Raw genomic sequence first — 17,191 nt, 5'->3', positions numbered from 1 at the left:
GGAAAGCGAGGTGAAGAAGATGAAGCGCAAAGGGACCCGGCTTCTGGCCTGGATCGGCGCCGCACTTCTGTTCTTCGGCTTGATCGCGAGCGAGGCCGTTTACAACGCCGGTGTTTTCGCGAGCGGTTCCGTTGGTCAAGCCGACGGCGGGAAAACGGCGGTCTCGGCGGAGGAGCAGAAGCTGGATGAAGAAGTGTTTCCGAAAGACAAGGTCGTCGATGTGAAGATCACGATCGATGAGGACGATTTTCAGGATATGCTGGACAACGCCAGCGCCGAAGAGTTCAAGGCGGCTTCCGTCGACTACAACGGGCTGCATTTCGATAACGTCGGCATCCGCACCAAAGGCAATCTTAGCTTGCGCAGCGTCGTGCAAATGGACGATTCCGACCGCTACAGCTTTAAGCTTTCTTTTGACGAATATGTCAATCAAACGCTGGATGGCATTCAAAAAATCAATCTGAACAACAACTACAGCGACGCTTCTTATATGCGGGAGTTCCTGACCTATGAGCTGGCCGAGGAGATGGGGCTGCCGACGCCAAAGCATTCGTTCGTGAACATCTATATCAACGGCAAGCTGTGGGGATTTTACCTGGCCGTGGAGCAGGTCGGCGACGCATACCTTGAGCGGAATTTCGGGAATTCTTATGGCGCTCTGTATAAAGGGGTAATGACCGGCAGCGGCAGCGATCTGCTGTGGCTCGGCGACGACCCGGATGCCTACACCGGGCTTGAGCGAAAGTCAAAAACGACGAATGGCAACATTCTGATCGAAATGCTGGATGAATTGAACAACGGCAGCGATTACGAAAAATACATCGATGTGCAGGAAGCTTTGGGCTACATCGCGCTGAATGTGCTGACGAACAATATGGACAGCTACATCGGCGGCAACAAGCAAAACTATTACCTGTACGAAGATGACGGCGTCTTCTCCGTTCTGCCTTGGGATTATAACATGGCGTTTGGAGGTTTGGGCGGTGGCATGGGCCGCCCTGGCGGCAGAGCGGCCGGCAGAGATGGCGGAGCGAATGCGCCGGCGGGCGCGGATGGCGCGGCGAATGCTTCAGCGGGCTCGGATGGCGCAGCGAATGCTCCAGTGGGCACGGACGGTGCGGCGAGTACGCCGACGGGAGCGAATGGTACGGCAAATGCTCCAGCGGGCGCAGAGGGCGAGGCCGGGACAACTTCCGGCAAGAACGATGCTGCTGGCGCCGGGAGCAGTGGCGGTGCCGGTGGCACGGATGCGGCGGGCAGTGCTGCCGCAGACGGCGCGGCGGACGGAGTTGCCGTGGGCGAAGCTGCCGTAGGCGGCGCGGCAGACGGAGTTGCCACAGACGGCGCGGCGGGCAATGCCGGAGGCACGGATGCCGAGGGCGGCAAACCAGCCCAAGCAGGGGCTGGCGCTAGCCGGAGCAAAAGCAGCCTGCTGATCGATGAGCCGACCCAAGGCGCCGTTTCCGAACGGCCACTCGTAGCGAAACTTCTGGCAGTTGATGAGTACAAGACCTATTACCATGAAGTTCTTCAGCAGGCGGTGGACGGCTTTTTGGCCAACGAGGCGTTTAGCCAGCGCGCAACGGCACTGTCCAAGATGATTGCACCTTATGTCAAAGCTGATCCTACTGCGTTCTACACGTATGAAGAATTCGAACAAGCCGTCACGCAATTAATCGCCACAAACGCCAGCCAAGTAGAGAACATCTCACAGCAACTGGACGGAACGCTCCCCTCGTCCGGGGACGGCTCCGGCAGCGGCGGCGGTATGGGTGGTATGGGCGGCATGGGCGGCGGTATGCCCCCTATGGGTAACGGCGGCATGCCCGAGGCGGGCGGTAATCCCGAAGCCGGGCAAAATGTGCCGGGCAACAGAAACGCGCAGGGTGACCAGCAGAGCGATCAGCAGGGTGATCAGCAGGGCCAAACCCAAAGCGGGCAAGTTGAGCAAAGCAAAACTGGCACATACGCGGCCGCTCTAACCGGCAACTACAGCTCTAACGTTCAGAGCTGGCAAAGCGTAGAGCCCGTGGCAGCTGCAGCCAGCGCGCAGAGCGGGCAATCCGCCGATAACTCTACTCTTGATGCGCTGACGGATGGACAACCGGTGCAAAGCGCTCAGGATGAAGCCACGCAGCAAGGCAATGGTGCGGCCGGCGATAATCAGCAGCAAGGAGGCCGGAACATAGGCGGAGAACGAGGACAAGGTCAAGACGGTTTTCCCGGCGAAGGCGACCTCATGGGCGGCGATGGTCCAATGGGTGGAGGAGGCCCGATGGGTGGAGGAGGCCCGATGGGCGGTGGCCCAGGCGGTTTCGGCCAAGGGGCCGGGAACGGGAACGACGACGCCTACCGCAACGAGGCGATCCTCACCGGCGTTTCTCTGCTGGTGCTGATCCTGTCCGCCACATTTATCGCCTTCTACCGGAGAAAACGGCTATGAGAAAACGTCGGCCAACGTAGCAACTTAAAGAAAATCGGCATGGGCTAACCCGCGCCATAAAGTTAAAAGGCAGCCTCATCCTGATCATTCAGGTAGGGTTGCCTTTTTCACGCGTTAGATTGCAGGCGTTAGATTGCAGGCGTTAGGATCGCAGCATTCACACTCACATTGGAAAAAATCCAACAGATTGCTGAAAATCGAACGTTATCGGGAGCTCTCATTGGATAATATCCAATAGAATTCGCTAAAAGCACCCGTTTACCGCCTAACCAAGCCTCATCTATTGGAAATATCCAATCAAGCTGCTGTATCTGCCACTTTATTTCCAATTCTATTGGATATATCCAATGACACTGCCGATATCTAGTTTAGTTTCAGGTGCATTACTCCCAAATCCCCCTAAGCCCCTAAGACCCTAAGACCCTACGCCCCCGCCTCCCGGAACTCGGTCGGCGTCATGCCGGCGACTTTTTTGAACACTTGCGTGAAGTAGCGCGGGTCCTGATAACCGACCATCGGCGCGACCTGGTACACTTTGACATGGCTGTTCTTGAGAATGAATTTCGCTTTCTCGATACGGCATTGGGTCAAGTATTCCAGGAACGTATAGCCGCTTACCTGCTTAAACAGCAAGCAAAAATGACTGATGCTGAGGCCGGCCAGCTCGGCGACCTCGTCGATGCTGAGGTCCTTATGGTAGTTGCTCAAAATGTACTCCTGGGTTTTGCCGATCACATTCTGGATATTTTCTTTGGACGGGTTCTCCCGGCTGTCGGTGATCCACTTGCCAAAATTGCTTTTCAGCAGTCCGATCATTTCATGCAGGGTGCCCAAAGAGTGCAGCTCCTGCAGCATCCCTTCCAAGGGCCATTCCATCGACAGATTCAAATGCTCAAACTGACGGTACAGCACCACCGTCAATTCCACGATCATCCGCTCGGCCATCTCCTTGGAGAACGCCTGATCCTCGATATACCGCTTCGTCTCGTCAAAAGTGCCCAGCAGCCGCTCCTTGTTCAGCGTGCGAATGCTCTCCAGCATCGCCGCCTCCAGATGCTTCGGATATTTCACTTCCCGCACCGCCTCTTCCCCGGAAACCGCAGCGGAATCAAGAAACACGCCTCCCCGGTCGCTGTAAAACCGCTGGTACAGCGCTTTGGCCGCGCTTTGGTAAGCCTCGCTTAACTGTTCCATCCCCGCCGCCAGCTGGCTGAACCCGATGGAACAGGACAATTTCGTGTTCATCTTGATTTGACGGATGACGTCGCTGCCAAGCTCCTCCTTCTTCGCACTGAGCGAACCCGGAAACAGCAGCACCCACTCCCCGCCATGAAAAGGAAATACCGTCAGCGCACCGTTTGCCATCGACCATTCCCCCAAAATGTTGCGGATCGCAAACAGCCACAACCGCCGCTCCTCCGGAGTCCATTGCTCGTTTAATTTCATATAGTGGTCCAACTGGATGACCGCCATAAAATAATCCTGTGCAAGCTCGCTGTTTTCCAGCCAGCGCATATGCTGAATCGGGCTCTGCCCTTGATTGCCTTCGATAAACTCCGCAAACAGCCGCTCGCGCGCGAGCACCGACAAAACCTGGACGGAATGCAGCAGCTTATCGTTCTCCATCTGCTTCTCCAGGTTTTTTTTCGCCCGCTGGATCATCTCGATCAGCTCATCGTGGTCGATCGGTTTCAGCAAATAGTCGAAGGCCCCTTCGCGCAGCGCCTCGCGGGCGTATTCGAACTCCCCGTACCCGCTGATGAATATAAACAGCCGCTTGTCATTTTCGGCCAGCACCTTTTTCATCAAAGCGATCCCGTCGATGCCCGGCATGCGGATATCGCTGATAATCATGTGCGGGGACAGCTCCCGGACGAGCTGCAGCGCTTTTTCCCCGTTCCGCGCTTCCCCGACGATTTCCAAATTCAGCTCCTCCCAAGGCACGGCCACCTTCAAGCTGCGTAAAATGACCGGTTCGTCATCGACCAAAATAACCCGGTACTTCTCCGCTTTACCCTCCACTTGCTTCACCTCCAAGCCGATTCTTCGGGGGCGGAGCTCCTGCGCAGCCGCCAATACTGTTCCGAAGTCTGTTCAATTTGCTCCAGCGCTTCTTCCGGAGAGCTCCCCCTGTCGATCATTTCCTCCAGCACCTTCAGGAACGTTTTATTCACCTCCGGAGAGAGGACATTATCGTAAGGCACAAAACTCGGCGGGCTCTGTTCCATTAATCGGGTGACCTGCGCGAATACCGGCCCCGTTTTTTTCGAATCGTAAGAAATTTTCATCGACGGAATCCGCAGCGCTTCGTAAACGATCCGCCGTTGAACTTCATCCGTGTAAAAAGCCCGCAGCAGTTCCAATGCCGGCTGTAACTTGGCTTCATCCAGATTGGAGGACAACCCGATGCCGATCGTGTATCCCCCGGCGATGGATTTCTCCCCGTCCGGCGTCAAGGCAGGAAACGGGAGAACACCGACCTGGTTTTGGAATTCGGCCGGGGCCTTCCCATTATGAAACAGGTTGATGTCCCAGTTCCCGTTGAGATACATGGCTGCTTTTCCACTGGTAAAAAGCTCAATAGCCTCTTCGGTCGACATATCGTTGGCCGGGATGCTGAACGCGTTTTGATCAATCCATTCCTCCAAATGCGTAAACGCTTGCACATAACCTGGATTAACAAAGCTTTGCTTCTCCTCACCCTGCGCCAGCTCATTGATCAGCTCGGGCCCAGCATACCGGTCCATCAAATAATGGGCAAAAATCGCCGCCGGCCATCTTTCCTCATTGCCCAACGCAAACGGCGTAATTCCGCTTGCCGCGATGACCCGGACCGCCCGGTTCAACTGGTCCAGCGTTTGCGGCGGATCCAGATGCAGCTCGCGGAAAATCTCCTTATTGTAAAACAGCGGCTCCGCGTTTCCTTCGATTGGCAGCCCGTATATGCGATCGTTAAACGTCCACAGATGCAGATCCTGAAACTCTCCCTGCAGCCCGTTTTCGTCCACGAATTCGGTCAAATCCATCAACCGGTTGGAGCGGACGTACGGCTCGATTTCGGCGCCGCCAAACAACACGAACATATCCGGCGGTGTCCCCGTCACCATTTCGCTTTTCAGCTTCTGCTCGCGATGGACGGTCTGGTCCATCCCTTCAAAATTCACCTTGACGTTCGGATGCGACTGCTGGAACTCATTCACGACGTCCTCGACGATGCTCAGCATCTGCCGGTCATGCTCCTTGATCCAAAAATGACGGAACGTCAGCGTAATTTTGTCCGCCTGGCTCTCCTCAATCGGCTCATGCCCGTCGGCGGCGATCACCAGCACCGAACCGGCAAGCACCAACCCGTAAACCACAATCCAACCCCAATTCAAAAACCATCTTCGCATGGCGGCTCCCCCTTCATCGTATGACTTTCGCCTAAATCTCATGGAAGTATCTTCGGAATGCGGATGCGAATAATCGATCCGAATCCGGGAGAGGAACAAATCATAATGCCGTAATAACCGCCAAACCGGATACGCAGCCGTTCGTGGACGTTTTTCAATCCGACGCCGTTTTCCCGGTATTTTTTCAAGTTGCCCCAGTCCTTGCTCCATAAATGCATCAGCGTATCCGAGTCAAAGCCCGGACCGTTGTCCATGACGTCGATCAAAATATCCCGCTCGTCTTCCCTGGCGGTAATGGAAATGATCCCGTTCTCTTCCATCGGCTCAATCGCGTGATACAGCGCATTTTCCACGATCGGCTGAACGATCAGCTTCTGGGTTTTGTAGTATTTCAGTGATTCGGGGATTTCGATATGGTAGGCGAATTTGTCCTCAAAGCGGAATTTCTGGATATCCAGATAATGCCGCACATGCTCCATCTCCATCGAAAGCGGGATCAGCTGCTGATTTTCGCTAATGCTGATGCGCAGCAGCTTCCCCAGGGAAACGACCATTTTGCTGATATCCCTGTTCCCCTGCAAAACCGCCAGAGAATTGATCGATTCCAGCGAATTGTAAATAAAATGCGGATTGATCTGGGCAACCAAGGCCTGCAGCTCAACTTCCTTTTTTCTCGCCTGCTCCGTTTGCACCTGATCGATCAGCTCGCTGATTTGCGTGCTCATCCGGTTAAACCCGTCGACCAGCAGATCCGTTTCATCTCCGGTGCTCACCTTGGACGTGATTGGCACGAAGATGCCCTGCTGGACCCGTTTCATCCCGTTGACCGCGCCGATGATGCTGCGCACGAGCCGGCGGACGAAAAAGCGGTCGAACAGAAACGCGGAAATCAAAGAGACGAGCACCAACACAATGGCGATGTTGCGAATGGACAGCGATTCCGACGCGATCAGCTTGCTGGGGGTGATCGCCACCAGAAACCAATCCTTATTATGGGAGGGCAAATAAGTGATCAGCGACTTCTCGCCCTGATATTTGTCCGTATAGTAGCCCTTACCGCCGGAATCCTCCCGGGTCAAAAAAGGAAACTCCGTTTGTTCCCCAATATGCGCGCCGGACTTGTCAAAGACGATATTCCCCTGCTTGTTGACCAGCAGAATATCCCCCTGCTTTAACGTGGCGGCATCCCAAAATACCTGATCCAGAATATCGGGTTTGACGTAAATAACGACCGCGCCGATATCCTCCAGCGAATAGTAATCCTTAATCAAACGCGCCTGAATTAAAACCCGTTTCCCCGCTGAGGCCGAGCCGTTTTCGCCGGGACCGACCCATACCGGGCGGCCTTCGGCCGCTACCATCGCCCCATACCAGCTTTGTTCCGTTAATTCTTCAAACGACATCGCCTCATTTAATTGATACTTAAGCTTGTCTTTCGAATACAGGCCAAAGGAGGTGATCATCGGATGGTTGATCAAGTTATTGATATCCTGTTTCTGCTCATACGTTACGGCAAAATCCGGCTGTTTCAGCAGCTTCTGAATGACCGGCTGTGCGATCGCCGAATTGGACACGGTCGTAACCTCGTTCAGCGCAAACTTCAATTTGCGGTCGGTCTCCAGCAGCGAAACCCAATAAAAATTGCTTGATTTATTCTCCATGGCGTTCGAAAAGCTGTAATACGAAATGGAGCCCATCAGGATCACGGGAATAAACACAAGAAGAATAATAGCCAGCAAGATTTTTCGACGGAGCTTCATGTTTGGTGTCCCCCTAAGCCTCTCCTTACTCTATTATTCTTCATCGTGGTATATATTCCTTGCCAAGTTAGCAAACTCTCGGCATGTTAACTTTTAATCGCCCCCGAGGTCAGCCCGGCGATAACCCAGCGGCTGAAAAATAAGAACACGATCAATAACGGCAATGTCGCCGTAAAGGTCGCGGACATAATCATCCCGAAATCGAGGCCGTCCTTGTTGGTAAAGAGCTGCTGCAGCGCCAGCTGGAGCGTATAGTTTTCTTTGTTTTTCAGCACGACCAGCGGCCAGAAGAAGTCGTTCCACACGTTCATGAAGTTCAAAATCCCCAGCGTAGCCATAGCGGGCGTGACGACCGGCATCGCGATGCTCCAGAAGATGCGGAAATGCCCGCCTCCGTCGATCCGCCCCGCTTCGATCAATTCGGAATGGACGGCGGAAGTGATGTATTGCCGCATCCAGAATATCCCGAAGGCGTTGACCATGGCCGGAACGATCAGCGCTTTGTAGCTGTCGATCCAATGCAGCTTGGCCATAATGACGTACTGCGGCAGCACGCTGAGTTGCACGGGAACGAGCATCGTGGCGATGACGAACACGAACAGCGTTTTTTTCAGCGGAAACTCATATTTAGCAAAAGCATATCCCGCCAAAGTGCTCAGAAAGACGACGGATACCGTCACTGCGGTCGAGACGACAACCGAGTTGAACATCGCGCGGAAAAATTCCGTCCGCTCCAGCACGCGGTCGAAGTTGTTGAAAAACTCCAGCCCCGGCGTCATCAGCGGGGGGATGTGGAAAGCCGCATCCTTCTCATTGGTGGCGACGACAAACATCCAGTAGAAAGGGAAAACGGACAAGACGGCCCCGATGATCATGACGATATAAAACAAAGTTTTGGCCAGAACGCCCGGATCGTCAGGTTTGCGTTTTTTGATGGCAGTGGCACTCATGCCTTTCCCCCTCCCGTATCTCCGCCCATGCGGCTTGACAGCATCATGTTAAGGAGCGAAAAAATAATCGTGGCAATAAACAGCAGCACCGCTGTGGCGGCCGCCGTTCCGAAGAAGCCGTTCTTAAACGCTTCGCTATACAAATACGTAACCATTGTAACGCCTTCCTGGCGTGTGGAGCCGGTGCCGCCTTGGCCGAGGAACACATACGGTTCGGTAAAAAGCTGCAGCGCTCCGATCGTGGACACCAGCGTGACGAAGAGGATAAACGGCCGGAGGAGCGGCAGCGTAATGTTGATCAATTGCTGCCAGCGGCTCGCCCCGTCAATCCGTGCGGCCTCGTAAATATCGGTCGGAATGCTTTGCAGCCCGGACAGGAAAATAATCGCGTTATAACCCATCCAGCGCCACATGACCATCGTGGAGATGGCGATTTTAACACCCCACCAGCCTGAGTTGAACGGGACGCTTTCCAGGCCAAAGCTGTTCAATAACCAGTTCACCATCCCGTTATTGCCGAACATCGTGCTGAACACCAGCGTAACGGCGACGATCGAAGTGATGTTGGGCATGAAATACAAAACACGGAATGTGTTTTTGTATTTGTTGAGCGCTGAGTTGAGCATCACGGCGACCAGCAGCGCAACGATCAGCTGCGGCACCGTCCCCATGATGCCCATGAGGAGCGTATTGCTGAAGGAAATCCAAAACGTCGGATCGGACGTGATCAGTTCATAGTTTTTGAAGCCGACATATTTCATCGGGCCCAGGGCGTCCCATTTAAAGAAGGACAAATAGATGGTGAAAAAGATCGGATATAACCCAAAGATCGAAAATAAAATAAAGAACGGCGATATAAACGTGTATGCCGTAAGCCGGCTCCGCCTCGTTTCGTTCCAGAACGTTTTTTTTCCGGGAGCGGGCTGGAGCGGGCTTGCGGTAGCTGCTGTGTCAGCCATGGACGCACCTCCAAGGTGTGAATTAAAGGTAAATCCAAATTCGCAAGAGGGTATGTTCCCCCTTGCGAATCGGGATGAGTGAATGGATTTCGTTACTGCGAATTGTTCATATTAGCTGCGGTCAACCAGCGTTTTTGCTTGCTTCATCGCTTCGTCCCATTCTTTTTGCGGGTCAGCTTTTTTCTCCAGCACGTTTTTGAGCGCGTTTTTGATGATCGTGTCGACCTGGTCATGCAGCGGTCCGTAGTAGACCGGTTTTACGCGTTCCGCCGATTTGGCGTACGCCTCGGCAATGACTTGGCCGCTGAAGAATTCGTCCGGTTCCGAACTGAAATCCGGTTCATCGTATACGGCCGGAATCGACGGGAACAAGCCGCTTTCTTTAAACGATTTCAACTGGTTATCTTTGTTCACCAGCCAGGAAATGAATTCGTATGCTTCCTTCGGATGTTTGCCTTCTTTCGGCAGCGTCAGGAAGGAACCGCCCCAGTTGCCCGCGCCCTCCGGAAGCTGAGCGATTTCCCATTTGCCTGCGGAGTCTTTGGCGTTGCGGATCGTACCTGCAATCCAAGCCGGGCCGAGCATTACGCCGAAGTCGCCTTGGTTGATCGCGTTTTGCCATTCCGGCGACCACAGAATCCAGTTGCCGATCCAGCCTTCTTGAATGCCTCTTACCGTAAAGTCGTATGCTTTCTTCACTTGCGGGTTTGTGTCACCGATGAAAGCGCCATCCTCTTTATTGAAGTAAATTTGATCCGGCGATTGGTCGCGCAAACCGTTGTAGACGAGATCCGTCAAATCGGCAAACGGTTTACCGGTTTTTTCCTTGAACTGCTTCGCCACCGTAGCGAATTTATCCCATGAGTCGATCGCTGCACTAAAGCCGTCCGGATCGGTTGGGAGTCCAGCCTGCTCGGCCAGGTCCGTCCGGTAATAAACAACCGTCGGCCCGATATCCGTAGGCAACCCCAATTGGAAAGACCCATCGACCGAAGTCGCTTGTTTCCATTTCCAGTCGAGATAGTTGCTTTCGATGTCTTTCGCGCCCAGATCATATAGGTTGTGGAACTTGTCTTTGGCGCTGATGAAACGTTCCATGAAGGCGATTTCCAACATAAAGATGTCAGGTGCGCCCGAACCGGCGGACAACGCTGTGGTCAGGTTGTTATGGTGCGCCGTTTGGTCGGACGTGTTTTGGAACTTAACCGTAATGTTCGGATGCTCTGCCGTGTATTCCTTGGCCAGATCCTCGTAGTTTGTCGTACCCAGCGACCAGAAGGTCAGTTCGATTTTTTCTCCGCTGTCGGTTCCGGAGTTTGTCGAACCTCCGCCTTCATTCGTGGTTGCCGGAGCGCTGGCGTTGCCGTTGCTTGTCTTGTTGCCCCCGCCTCCGCCGCAAGCGGCCAGCAAGGACATCATCATGACCGCAACGAGCAGGATGGCCCACGGTTTTGATCTCTTCATTTCATGTACCCCTTTCTTCGGTTTCCGGATTTTTCATTTCCAGTCTAACGAAAACGGATACATTTTTTGAGGAGGCAATATTGCGATTTGAGGTTTGAATTTTTCTGATTGAAGAAAATTGGAGAAAAAAAGACCGATGGACATGGGTTGTCCTCGGTCTTGTCTTTTTTCCTGTATACTTGTCAAAAAAAGTCCAATAAAGCCGTCGCGCTAACCGGGATCAGCCGCTCCAGCGTCTCCACATCCCGTTCCGGGCCAGTGAGGCGGCCGTAAGCATACATCTCGCGTGGTCTTTTATAACCCAGCAGTATGGCCGTCAAGGTTTGGATATCGCAGGTCAGCCCGGTATCCTCGCCGGACTGTTCCGCCGTGGCCAGCTGCCCGTGCCCCTCGGCATCCACTTCAAGCATCCATGAGCCGTCATTCCATGAAGCAAACCCGTCGATGATACGAAGATTCAACCGAGCCGTTTGGGTTTGCGAGGCCTGGGCAACAAACGAATACTGACCGACAAAAGCGCCGGCGTTTACGATACGGGCCATAAAATAAGGTGCGATTTCCTGTTTGCAGCGGGGGTCGTGCAGCATAAACGGCAGCAAATCGTCCGCAGGGACATGATCAACCACGGCCTGGGTCACCATCGAATCGTGATTGGCCAAATACGTCCACAAACCTTTTCTCGCTGTATCATTTAGAAATACGAATTCGTCAATTAGCAACTCCCTGTTTTTAACCTGGTATATCGTATAACCTTCCGGTTCGTCCGCTTCGGAAAAATAAACGGCGGTATGATCATCGGTACCGATCACCATTCTCTCCCACCAGTCTGTATCGCGAACTAGGGTACCGTTATACTTAAGGGCAAACTTGTGGTAAATCCGGTTCAGCAGCTCGATATCTTTAATGTCGCGTTTTACCGAACCGCCAACTTGTGTTTTGACCGGGAAATTGCTTGGGCTGATCGTATATTTTTTGTGATCGGTATACACTTCCCAGCCGAATTTGCGGTAAAAAGGAATGGAGAAGGGATGCAGGCAGGACAACACCTGACCTTCCTCGTTCATTTGCACCAGCGCCCTGGACAACAGCTTGCTGACGAGCCCGCCCCGGCGACTCTCCGGCCAGGTGGCGACACCGGCGATGCCTCCCATCGGCAAAGCTCTCCCTTGTATGTATATTTGCAGCGGAAGCAAGGTCAGCTTGGCCAGCAATTCGCCACCCTCAAAAGCCCCCCAGGTCTGCTCGGGGTTAAACCGGGCTTTTTGCTTCTCCCGATCCTCCGGCGGTAATTTGTACTGGAAGGCATACTCGGATAAATTCAAGCTGTCATCAAACTCGTCTGCGGTTAACTGTCTGATTTCCACAAACCCACCTCTTTTCCTCAAGTTTGATTCCGCCGGTTTAGCGGCAATCCTATGATGAGTTTGTCAGAAATATCTATAAGTGTCAATCGCTCTAAAGCTGTTGTTTGTCCGCTGGTTACTCCAGCGATAACGCTTACAATTTGGTGAGTTAGATCATAGGCGCCAGTCTTAAGAACATGTTATGAATAAAAGGCAAATATTTAATTTTTATAGGGGGATATGTAATCATGTTTGTGAAAAAATTCTCATTATTGCTGCTTAGTCTGGGACTGGTCGCCGTTTTTGCCGGATGCTCCAGCAACAGTCAAGCGCAAGGCGGCTCCACCAAAGCAGCCGATGACTCAACAACGGCGGCAGCCACAACCACCGCTGCGGACTCGGCGCCCGTCAAAATGGGACGTGTCGAATACGCCGCACACGGTACTAAATGCTTTACGGTTGCCGTAGTGGCCATGCAGGGCGACAAAATCGTCGGCGCATCCTTGGACGACTACCAGTTTATGAGCACCGACGTAGCCAAAGGCGTCCCTAATTCGGACCAAGATTTTGGGCAAAACTACAAAGACCCGAAAATGGTGCTTGCCTCCAAAAAAGCCAATGCCGAGTATTACAGCGAGCACATGAAAGAGGAAGCCGGCGCAACTACGCCTGTCGACGAGTCGCTGACAGCGATTGAACAATATGTGACCGGCAAAACCGTCGCCGAGCTCGAAGACGAACTGTCCAACAAAAGCGCGGAACAATGGGTTGACGCCGTCAGCGGAGCGACTTTGGTGGATACCCAAGGATATGTCAAAGCGCTGGTTGAAGCGGCCAAGAGTGTGAAATAATTCAGTAAATTTTAGCGAATTGCCTTTGAACCGGAGAGGCTCCCCTTGTTGGGAAGCCTCTCCGGTTTTTTGGCGTATGGTCAGCAGCTTATGGTCAGCAGCTTATGGTCAACCTCTATAATAAACCGGCCACTTCCCCGTTCTCGTCCAGATAGATTTGTTCGGCCGCCGGAGATTTGGGCAAGCCGGGCATTGTAACGATATTTCCGGTATGCGCGACTATAAAACCTGCTCCGGCGGAGAGCGTTACGTCACGCACCTGGACGACAAAGTTTTCCGGCGCTCCAAGCAGAGCCGCCTGATCGGAGAAAGAATACGGGGTCTTGGCCATGCACACTGGCAAGCGGCCGAATCCGAAACGCTCGAATTCTTGAATTCTCGCTTCCGCTTTGGCGGACAGTTTGATGCCGGCGCCGCGGTAGATTTCCCGCACGATGGTTTCGATTTTCTCCCGGAGCTCAAGCTCCTCCAGATACAGCGGCGCATACCGCGAAGGCTGCTCTCGCAAAATATCGCGCAGTGTCCGGGCCATTTCCAAACCTCCTGCACTGCCTTGAGCCCAGACATCGGACAGTTCGGCCCGAACCCCCAAATGGCGGCATGCTTCAATAACCAGTTGGACTTCAGCTTGAGCATCGCCCGCAAAATGGTTGATGGCCACCATCACGGGAACGCCGAATTTTCCGATGTTCTCCAAATGCCGTTTCATGTTGGCCAGACCTGCCTCCAGCGCGGCTGGATTCGGTTTATCCAGTTCCGCCTTGGGGACGCCGCCATTATATTTCAGCGCCTTTACGGTAACGACGAGCACCGCGGCGTCCGGCGTTAATCCGGCCTGGCGGCACTTGATATCCAAAAACTTCTCCGCGCCCAGATCCGCTCCAAAACCGGCTTCCGTCACTACGATTTTCGCCAGCTTCAGGGCGGTTTTCGTTCCGATGACGCTGCTGCATCCGTGGGCGATATTGGCGAATGGGCCTCCGTGAACAATGGCCGGGGTTCCTTCCGCCGTCTGCACCAAATTGGGCTTAATCGCTTCTTTGAGCAAAACGGTCATCGCATCGACCGCACCGATTTGCAGCGCGGTCACCGCTTCCCCGGACATGTTGTAGGCCACCACCATCCTGCCGAGGCGCCGCTTCAAATCGTCCGCGCTTTCGCTGAGGCACAGCACCGCCATGACCTCCGATGCCGCCGTGATGATAAAGCCGGAGTCATGCACCCTGCCATTTCCGTCACCCAATCCGACAACGATTTGCCGCAGGCTCCGGTCGTTCATGTCCATCGTACGCTTCCACACAATGCGACCCGTGTCGATTTGCAGCGCATTCCCCTGAAAAATATGATTGTCGATCATCGCCGCGAGCAGGTTATGCGCGGAAGTGATGGCGTGCAGGTCACCGGTAAAATGCAAATTGATATCTTCGGACGGTAAAATTTGCGCCTTGCCTCCGCCGGTCGCTCCGCCCTTCATGCCTAAGCACGGACCCAGCGACGGCTCCCGCAGCGCAGCGATCGTCGGCTCCCCAATCGCATTCAGCGCCTGCGTCAGGCCGATCGTCGTCAGCGTTTTTCCTTCCCCGGCCGGCGTAGGGTTCATGGCCGTCACCAGCACTAATTTCCCGTCGGGGCGGTCATGCATATCGTTTAGCAGATTAAGATCCAGTTTGCTCTTATAACGGCCGTACAATTCCAGATATTTGTCCGCAATCCCAAACGATGCGGCTACTTCCATAATCGGCTTCATTCCCGTAAGTTACCTCCAGCAATATGATCGTGAATAATAAGGCGAACTACAAAACGCACAATCATATTGTACATGAAAACAACCGGGAAAAGCGTGACGGAATTGGCAGGCTTGCGTTATTTTAAAGAACCAAACGGATTGGCGCCTTTCGGGAGCAGCTCGTTCCAGGCAAAGCCAAATTCCGGAAAACCTGCGGCATATGCCGTGTATTCATACAATTGGAAAAAAATTTGTACGCGGCCCGGCAGCAAATAAAAATCCGGTTGCTCCTTCAGCCCTTTAAAGCCTCCCAGGTAACCAGGGTTTGCTTTTAGCTCCTTGCTTAGCCGTGTGTTTAGTTGTTTTTTATAATCCTTATTCGCACTCAAAAGATCATTTAACCCCAGGGCTTTGCCATCTTTCAGCGAAAAAGTGTATCCTGTGCGATACGTCATGCCATGGGCTCCGCCGGTATACTCTGTGTATTCCAGTAACAGGCTGAGTACGCCGTTTTGATTATAGGTGACAAGATACGAGCTGCCAAAAGTATACGGATCCGTTACGCTCTGATCGCCGGCTTCCTTCATGACCTCGGCGATATGCTCCTTGTAGTCACCGATCTGTTTTTCAAAAACCGCATTGATCGCCTTCTCCGCCTCAGCATTCCCCGTGCCGCTCAGTTGAGGATATTGGAGATGAACCGAAGCCTGCTTGCTCTCCTGGTCATAGCTTGAGGTGGTCACTGTCACTTTATTCTCCCGGCTTTTCATGACGTTCAATTGCTCGGCGTCCTTAATCCATACCGCATCGTATCCAAGATAGTCCTTCACCCATTGAAAAGGAACGTAGAGCCTCCCGTTAATAAGTTTGGCCTCTCCTACATAGAAACCATTAATGGAAGATATCACGCTTCCTCCAGCCATTTCGATAGTTAACTGCCGGTAACCTTGGCCGATCTTATAAGTCTTTGATTTGGAATCATAGCTCGTGGGAATTTTTAATGCATCTCGAAAAAAGGCGGCCGGAACGAACGTTTTTCCGTCCAGCATCAGCCCCTGTAGACCCGTTTTTTCGCCGTTTACTAGAAGAGCAACCGTATTGGAGGCGGTATTTTTATTCGTGGTTGTAGCCGCGTTGGCATTCCCCTTTTGCACCGCTTGAGGTTTTTGCGCCGCTGCAGTCGCATGGCCCGGATCAACCGGAAGCAGTATTCCACCGCATAACAAGCTTGCCCCCATAGCAATAGCTCCTAAACGCATCATTTTGTTCATGTTAGTCTCCTCCTGATGATCATCTTCTGTTGTATGTACAGAGCCGCTATTCGTCCTCCGCCACTTTTACCATTATAGCCGCTGTTTCGACAGAATTGATAACAGCCAAGCTTACAGTTTCTTTTCCCTTTCGTCTAAAAGTTGACGTTTTTTTCACCGCTTTTTAACCGGTTGAGCGATAGAAGCCCCTCACTGGATGGATTACCCCCGAACCGGCCGATAAGCGATCCTGGTTGTGATCTCATGTTTAAACAAGTTTCGCCCCCCGTAAAACCCGTAACGGACAGGAAAGACCTTATCGCCCCATTTCCCGGGTATTTCCCGTTCTAACGGACTCAGACGACGCTATTGGGCCAAAAATACGGACTTTGACGCCAATTTGAGTGAAATAAGGCCCGCTCAGTCCGTTAGAATTTCTAACCCCTCGTTTTCGACCCAATAACGTCGCTCAGGTCCGTTAGCCTCGTCCGTTAAGTTTCACCTCTCCATCCCCCCAGTGTCCGCAATAACGTTGCTATCCGTTTCATCACGCCGTTTCGTTTCATTACGCTGCAAACACTCAACAATGCTGTAAACCTTTCAACAATGCAAAAAACACCGCCGAGTTATCGGCGGTGCTCTTCTTTCTTGCTTGGCGGCGTCCTACTCTCCCAGGACCCTTCGGTCCAAGTACCATCGGCGCTGGAGGGCTTAACGGTCGTGTTCGGGATGGGTACGCGTGGAACCCCTCCGCCATCGCCACCAAACGTTTCAAGGTGTTAATCCTTGAAAACTGGATACGAAACGAATTTGTGTTTTAGATGTTTTTGTGGATAAGCCCTCGACCGATTAGTACCTGTCAGCTCCATGCATTGCTGCACTTCCACCTCAGGCCTATCAACCTCGTCGTCTTCAAGGGGTCTTACATACTGGGAAATCTCATCTTGAGGGGGGCTTCACGCTTAGATGCTTTCAGCGCTTATCCCGTCCGCACTTAGCTACCCAGCTGTGCTCCTGGCGGAACAACTGGTGCACCAGCGGTGCGTCCATCCC

11 protein-coding genes and 2 rRNA genes are annotated in these 17,191 nt (G+C 53.1%); 2 read left to right on the top strand and 11 right to left on the bottom strand.

Going from position 1 to position 17,191, the window contains the following annotated elements; genetic code table 11:
* Positions 1-19: 19 nt before the first annotated feature.
* Positions 20-2,443 (top strand): CotH kinase family protein, encoded by a 2,424-nt coding sequence (locus ACLD72_RS14970; RefSeq protein ID WP_411002943.1) that lies wholly within the window; start codon positions 20-22, stop codon positions 2,441-2,443.
* 423 nt (positions 2,444-2,866) lie between these two features.
* Here ACLD72_RS14970 and ACLD72_RS14965 read toward each other — a convergent pair whose 3' ends face one another.
* The 7 genes from ACLD72_RS14965 to ACLD72_RS14935 all read right to left on the bottom strand — a co-directional run bounded on the left by ACLD72_RS14965 (position 2,867) and on the right by ACLD72_RS14935 (position 12,332).
* The gene (locus ACLD72_RS14965) at positions 2,867-4,465 is read right to left on the bottom strand and encodes a response regulator (protein WP_411002942.1); all 1,599 of its coding nucleotides are present in this window, start codon (positions 4,463-4,465) and stop codon (positions 2,867-2,869) included.
* Between the two features lie 5 nt (positions 4,466-4,470).
* The gene (locus ACLD72_RS14960) at positions 4,471-5,835 is read right to left on the bottom strand and encodes an ABC transporter substrate-binding protein (protein ID WP_411002941.1); all 1,365 of its coding nucleotides are present in this window, start codon (positions 5,833-5,835) and stop codon (positions 4,471-4,473) included.
* A 38-nt stretch (positions 5,836-5,873) separates the two neighbouring features.
* Positions 5,874-7,595, bottom strand: coding sequence for a sensor histidine kinase (locus ACLD72_RS14955; RefSeq protein ID WP_411002940.1), 1,722 nt, complete (start codon positions 7,593-7,595; stop codon positions 5,874-5,876).
* An 86-nt stretch (positions 7,596-7,681) separates the two neighbouring features.
* The gene (locus ACLD72_RS14950) at positions 7,682-8,545 is read right to left on the bottom strand and encodes a carbohydrate ABC transporter permease (protein WP_411002939.1); all 864 of its coding nucleotides are present in this window, start codon (positions 8,543-8,545) and stop codon (positions 7,682-7,684) included.
* Positions 8,542-9,504 (bottom strand): carbohydrate ABC transporter permease, encoded by a 963-nt coding sequence (locus ACLD72_RS14945; protein ID WP_411002938.1) that lies wholly within the window; start codon positions 9,502-9,504, stop codon positions 8,542-8,544. Before ACLD72_RS14945 ends, ACLD72_RS14950 begins: the two co-directional genes overlap by 4 nt.
* A 111-nt stretch (positions 9,505-9,615) precedes the next feature.
* Positions 9,616-10,968, bottom strand: a complete 1,353-nt coding sequence (locus tag ACLD72_RS14940; protein ID WP_411002937.1) for an ABC transporter substrate-binding protein — start codon at positions 10,966-10,968, stop codon at positions 9,616-9,618.
* A 182-nt stretch (positions 10,969-11,150) separates the two neighbouring features.
* Entirely contained in the window at positions 11,151-12,332 is a 1,182-nt protein-coding gene (locus ACLD72_RS14935; RefSeq protein WP_411002936.1) for an enhanced intracellular survival protein Eis, read from the bottom strand.
* Between the two features lie 227 nt (positions 12,333-12,559).
* Between ACLD72_RS14935 and ACLD72_RS14930 the strand changes: the two genes are divergently transcribed.
* A complete protein-coding gene (locus tag ACLD72_RS14930; RefSeq protein ID WP_411002935.1) occupies positions 12,560-13,162 on the top strand; it encodes a hypothetical protein in 603 nt (200 codons plus the stop codon).
* 115 nt (positions 13,163-13,277) lie between these two features.
* On the opposite strand, the gene ACLD72_RS14925 is transcribed toward ACLD72_RS14930, so the two are convergent.
* The 4 genes from ACLD72_RS14925 to ACLD72_RS14910 all read right to left on the bottom strand — a co-directional run.
* On the bottom strand, positions 13,278-14,909 hold the full coding sequence (locus tag ACLD72_RS14925) for a formate--tetrahydrofolate ligase (protein ID WP_411002933.1): 1,632 nt from the start codon (positions 14,907-14,909) through the stop codon (positions 13,278-13,280).
* A gap of 116 nt (positions 14,910-15,025) precedes the next feature.
* Positions 15,026-16,159, bottom strand: coding sequence for a PdaC/SigV domain-containing protein (locus ACLD72_RS14920; protein WP_411002932.1), 1,134 nt, complete (start codon positions 16,157-16,159; stop codon positions 15,026-15,028).
* Between the two features lie 629 nt (positions 16,160-16,788).
* Positions 16,789-16,905 (bottom strand): 5S ribosomal RNA (gene rrf, locus ACLD72_RS14915).
* Positions 16,906-16,967: 62 nt separating this feature from the next.
* Positions 16,968-17,191 (bottom strand): 23S ribosomal RNA (locus ACLD72_RS14910); the annotation flags it as partial.

Source organism: Paenibacillus lacisediminis, from assembly GCF_046567315.2.
The sequence above is the reverse complement of the archived record's forward strand: the minus strand, read 5'-3'. Positions and strand labels throughout refer to the sequence as shown.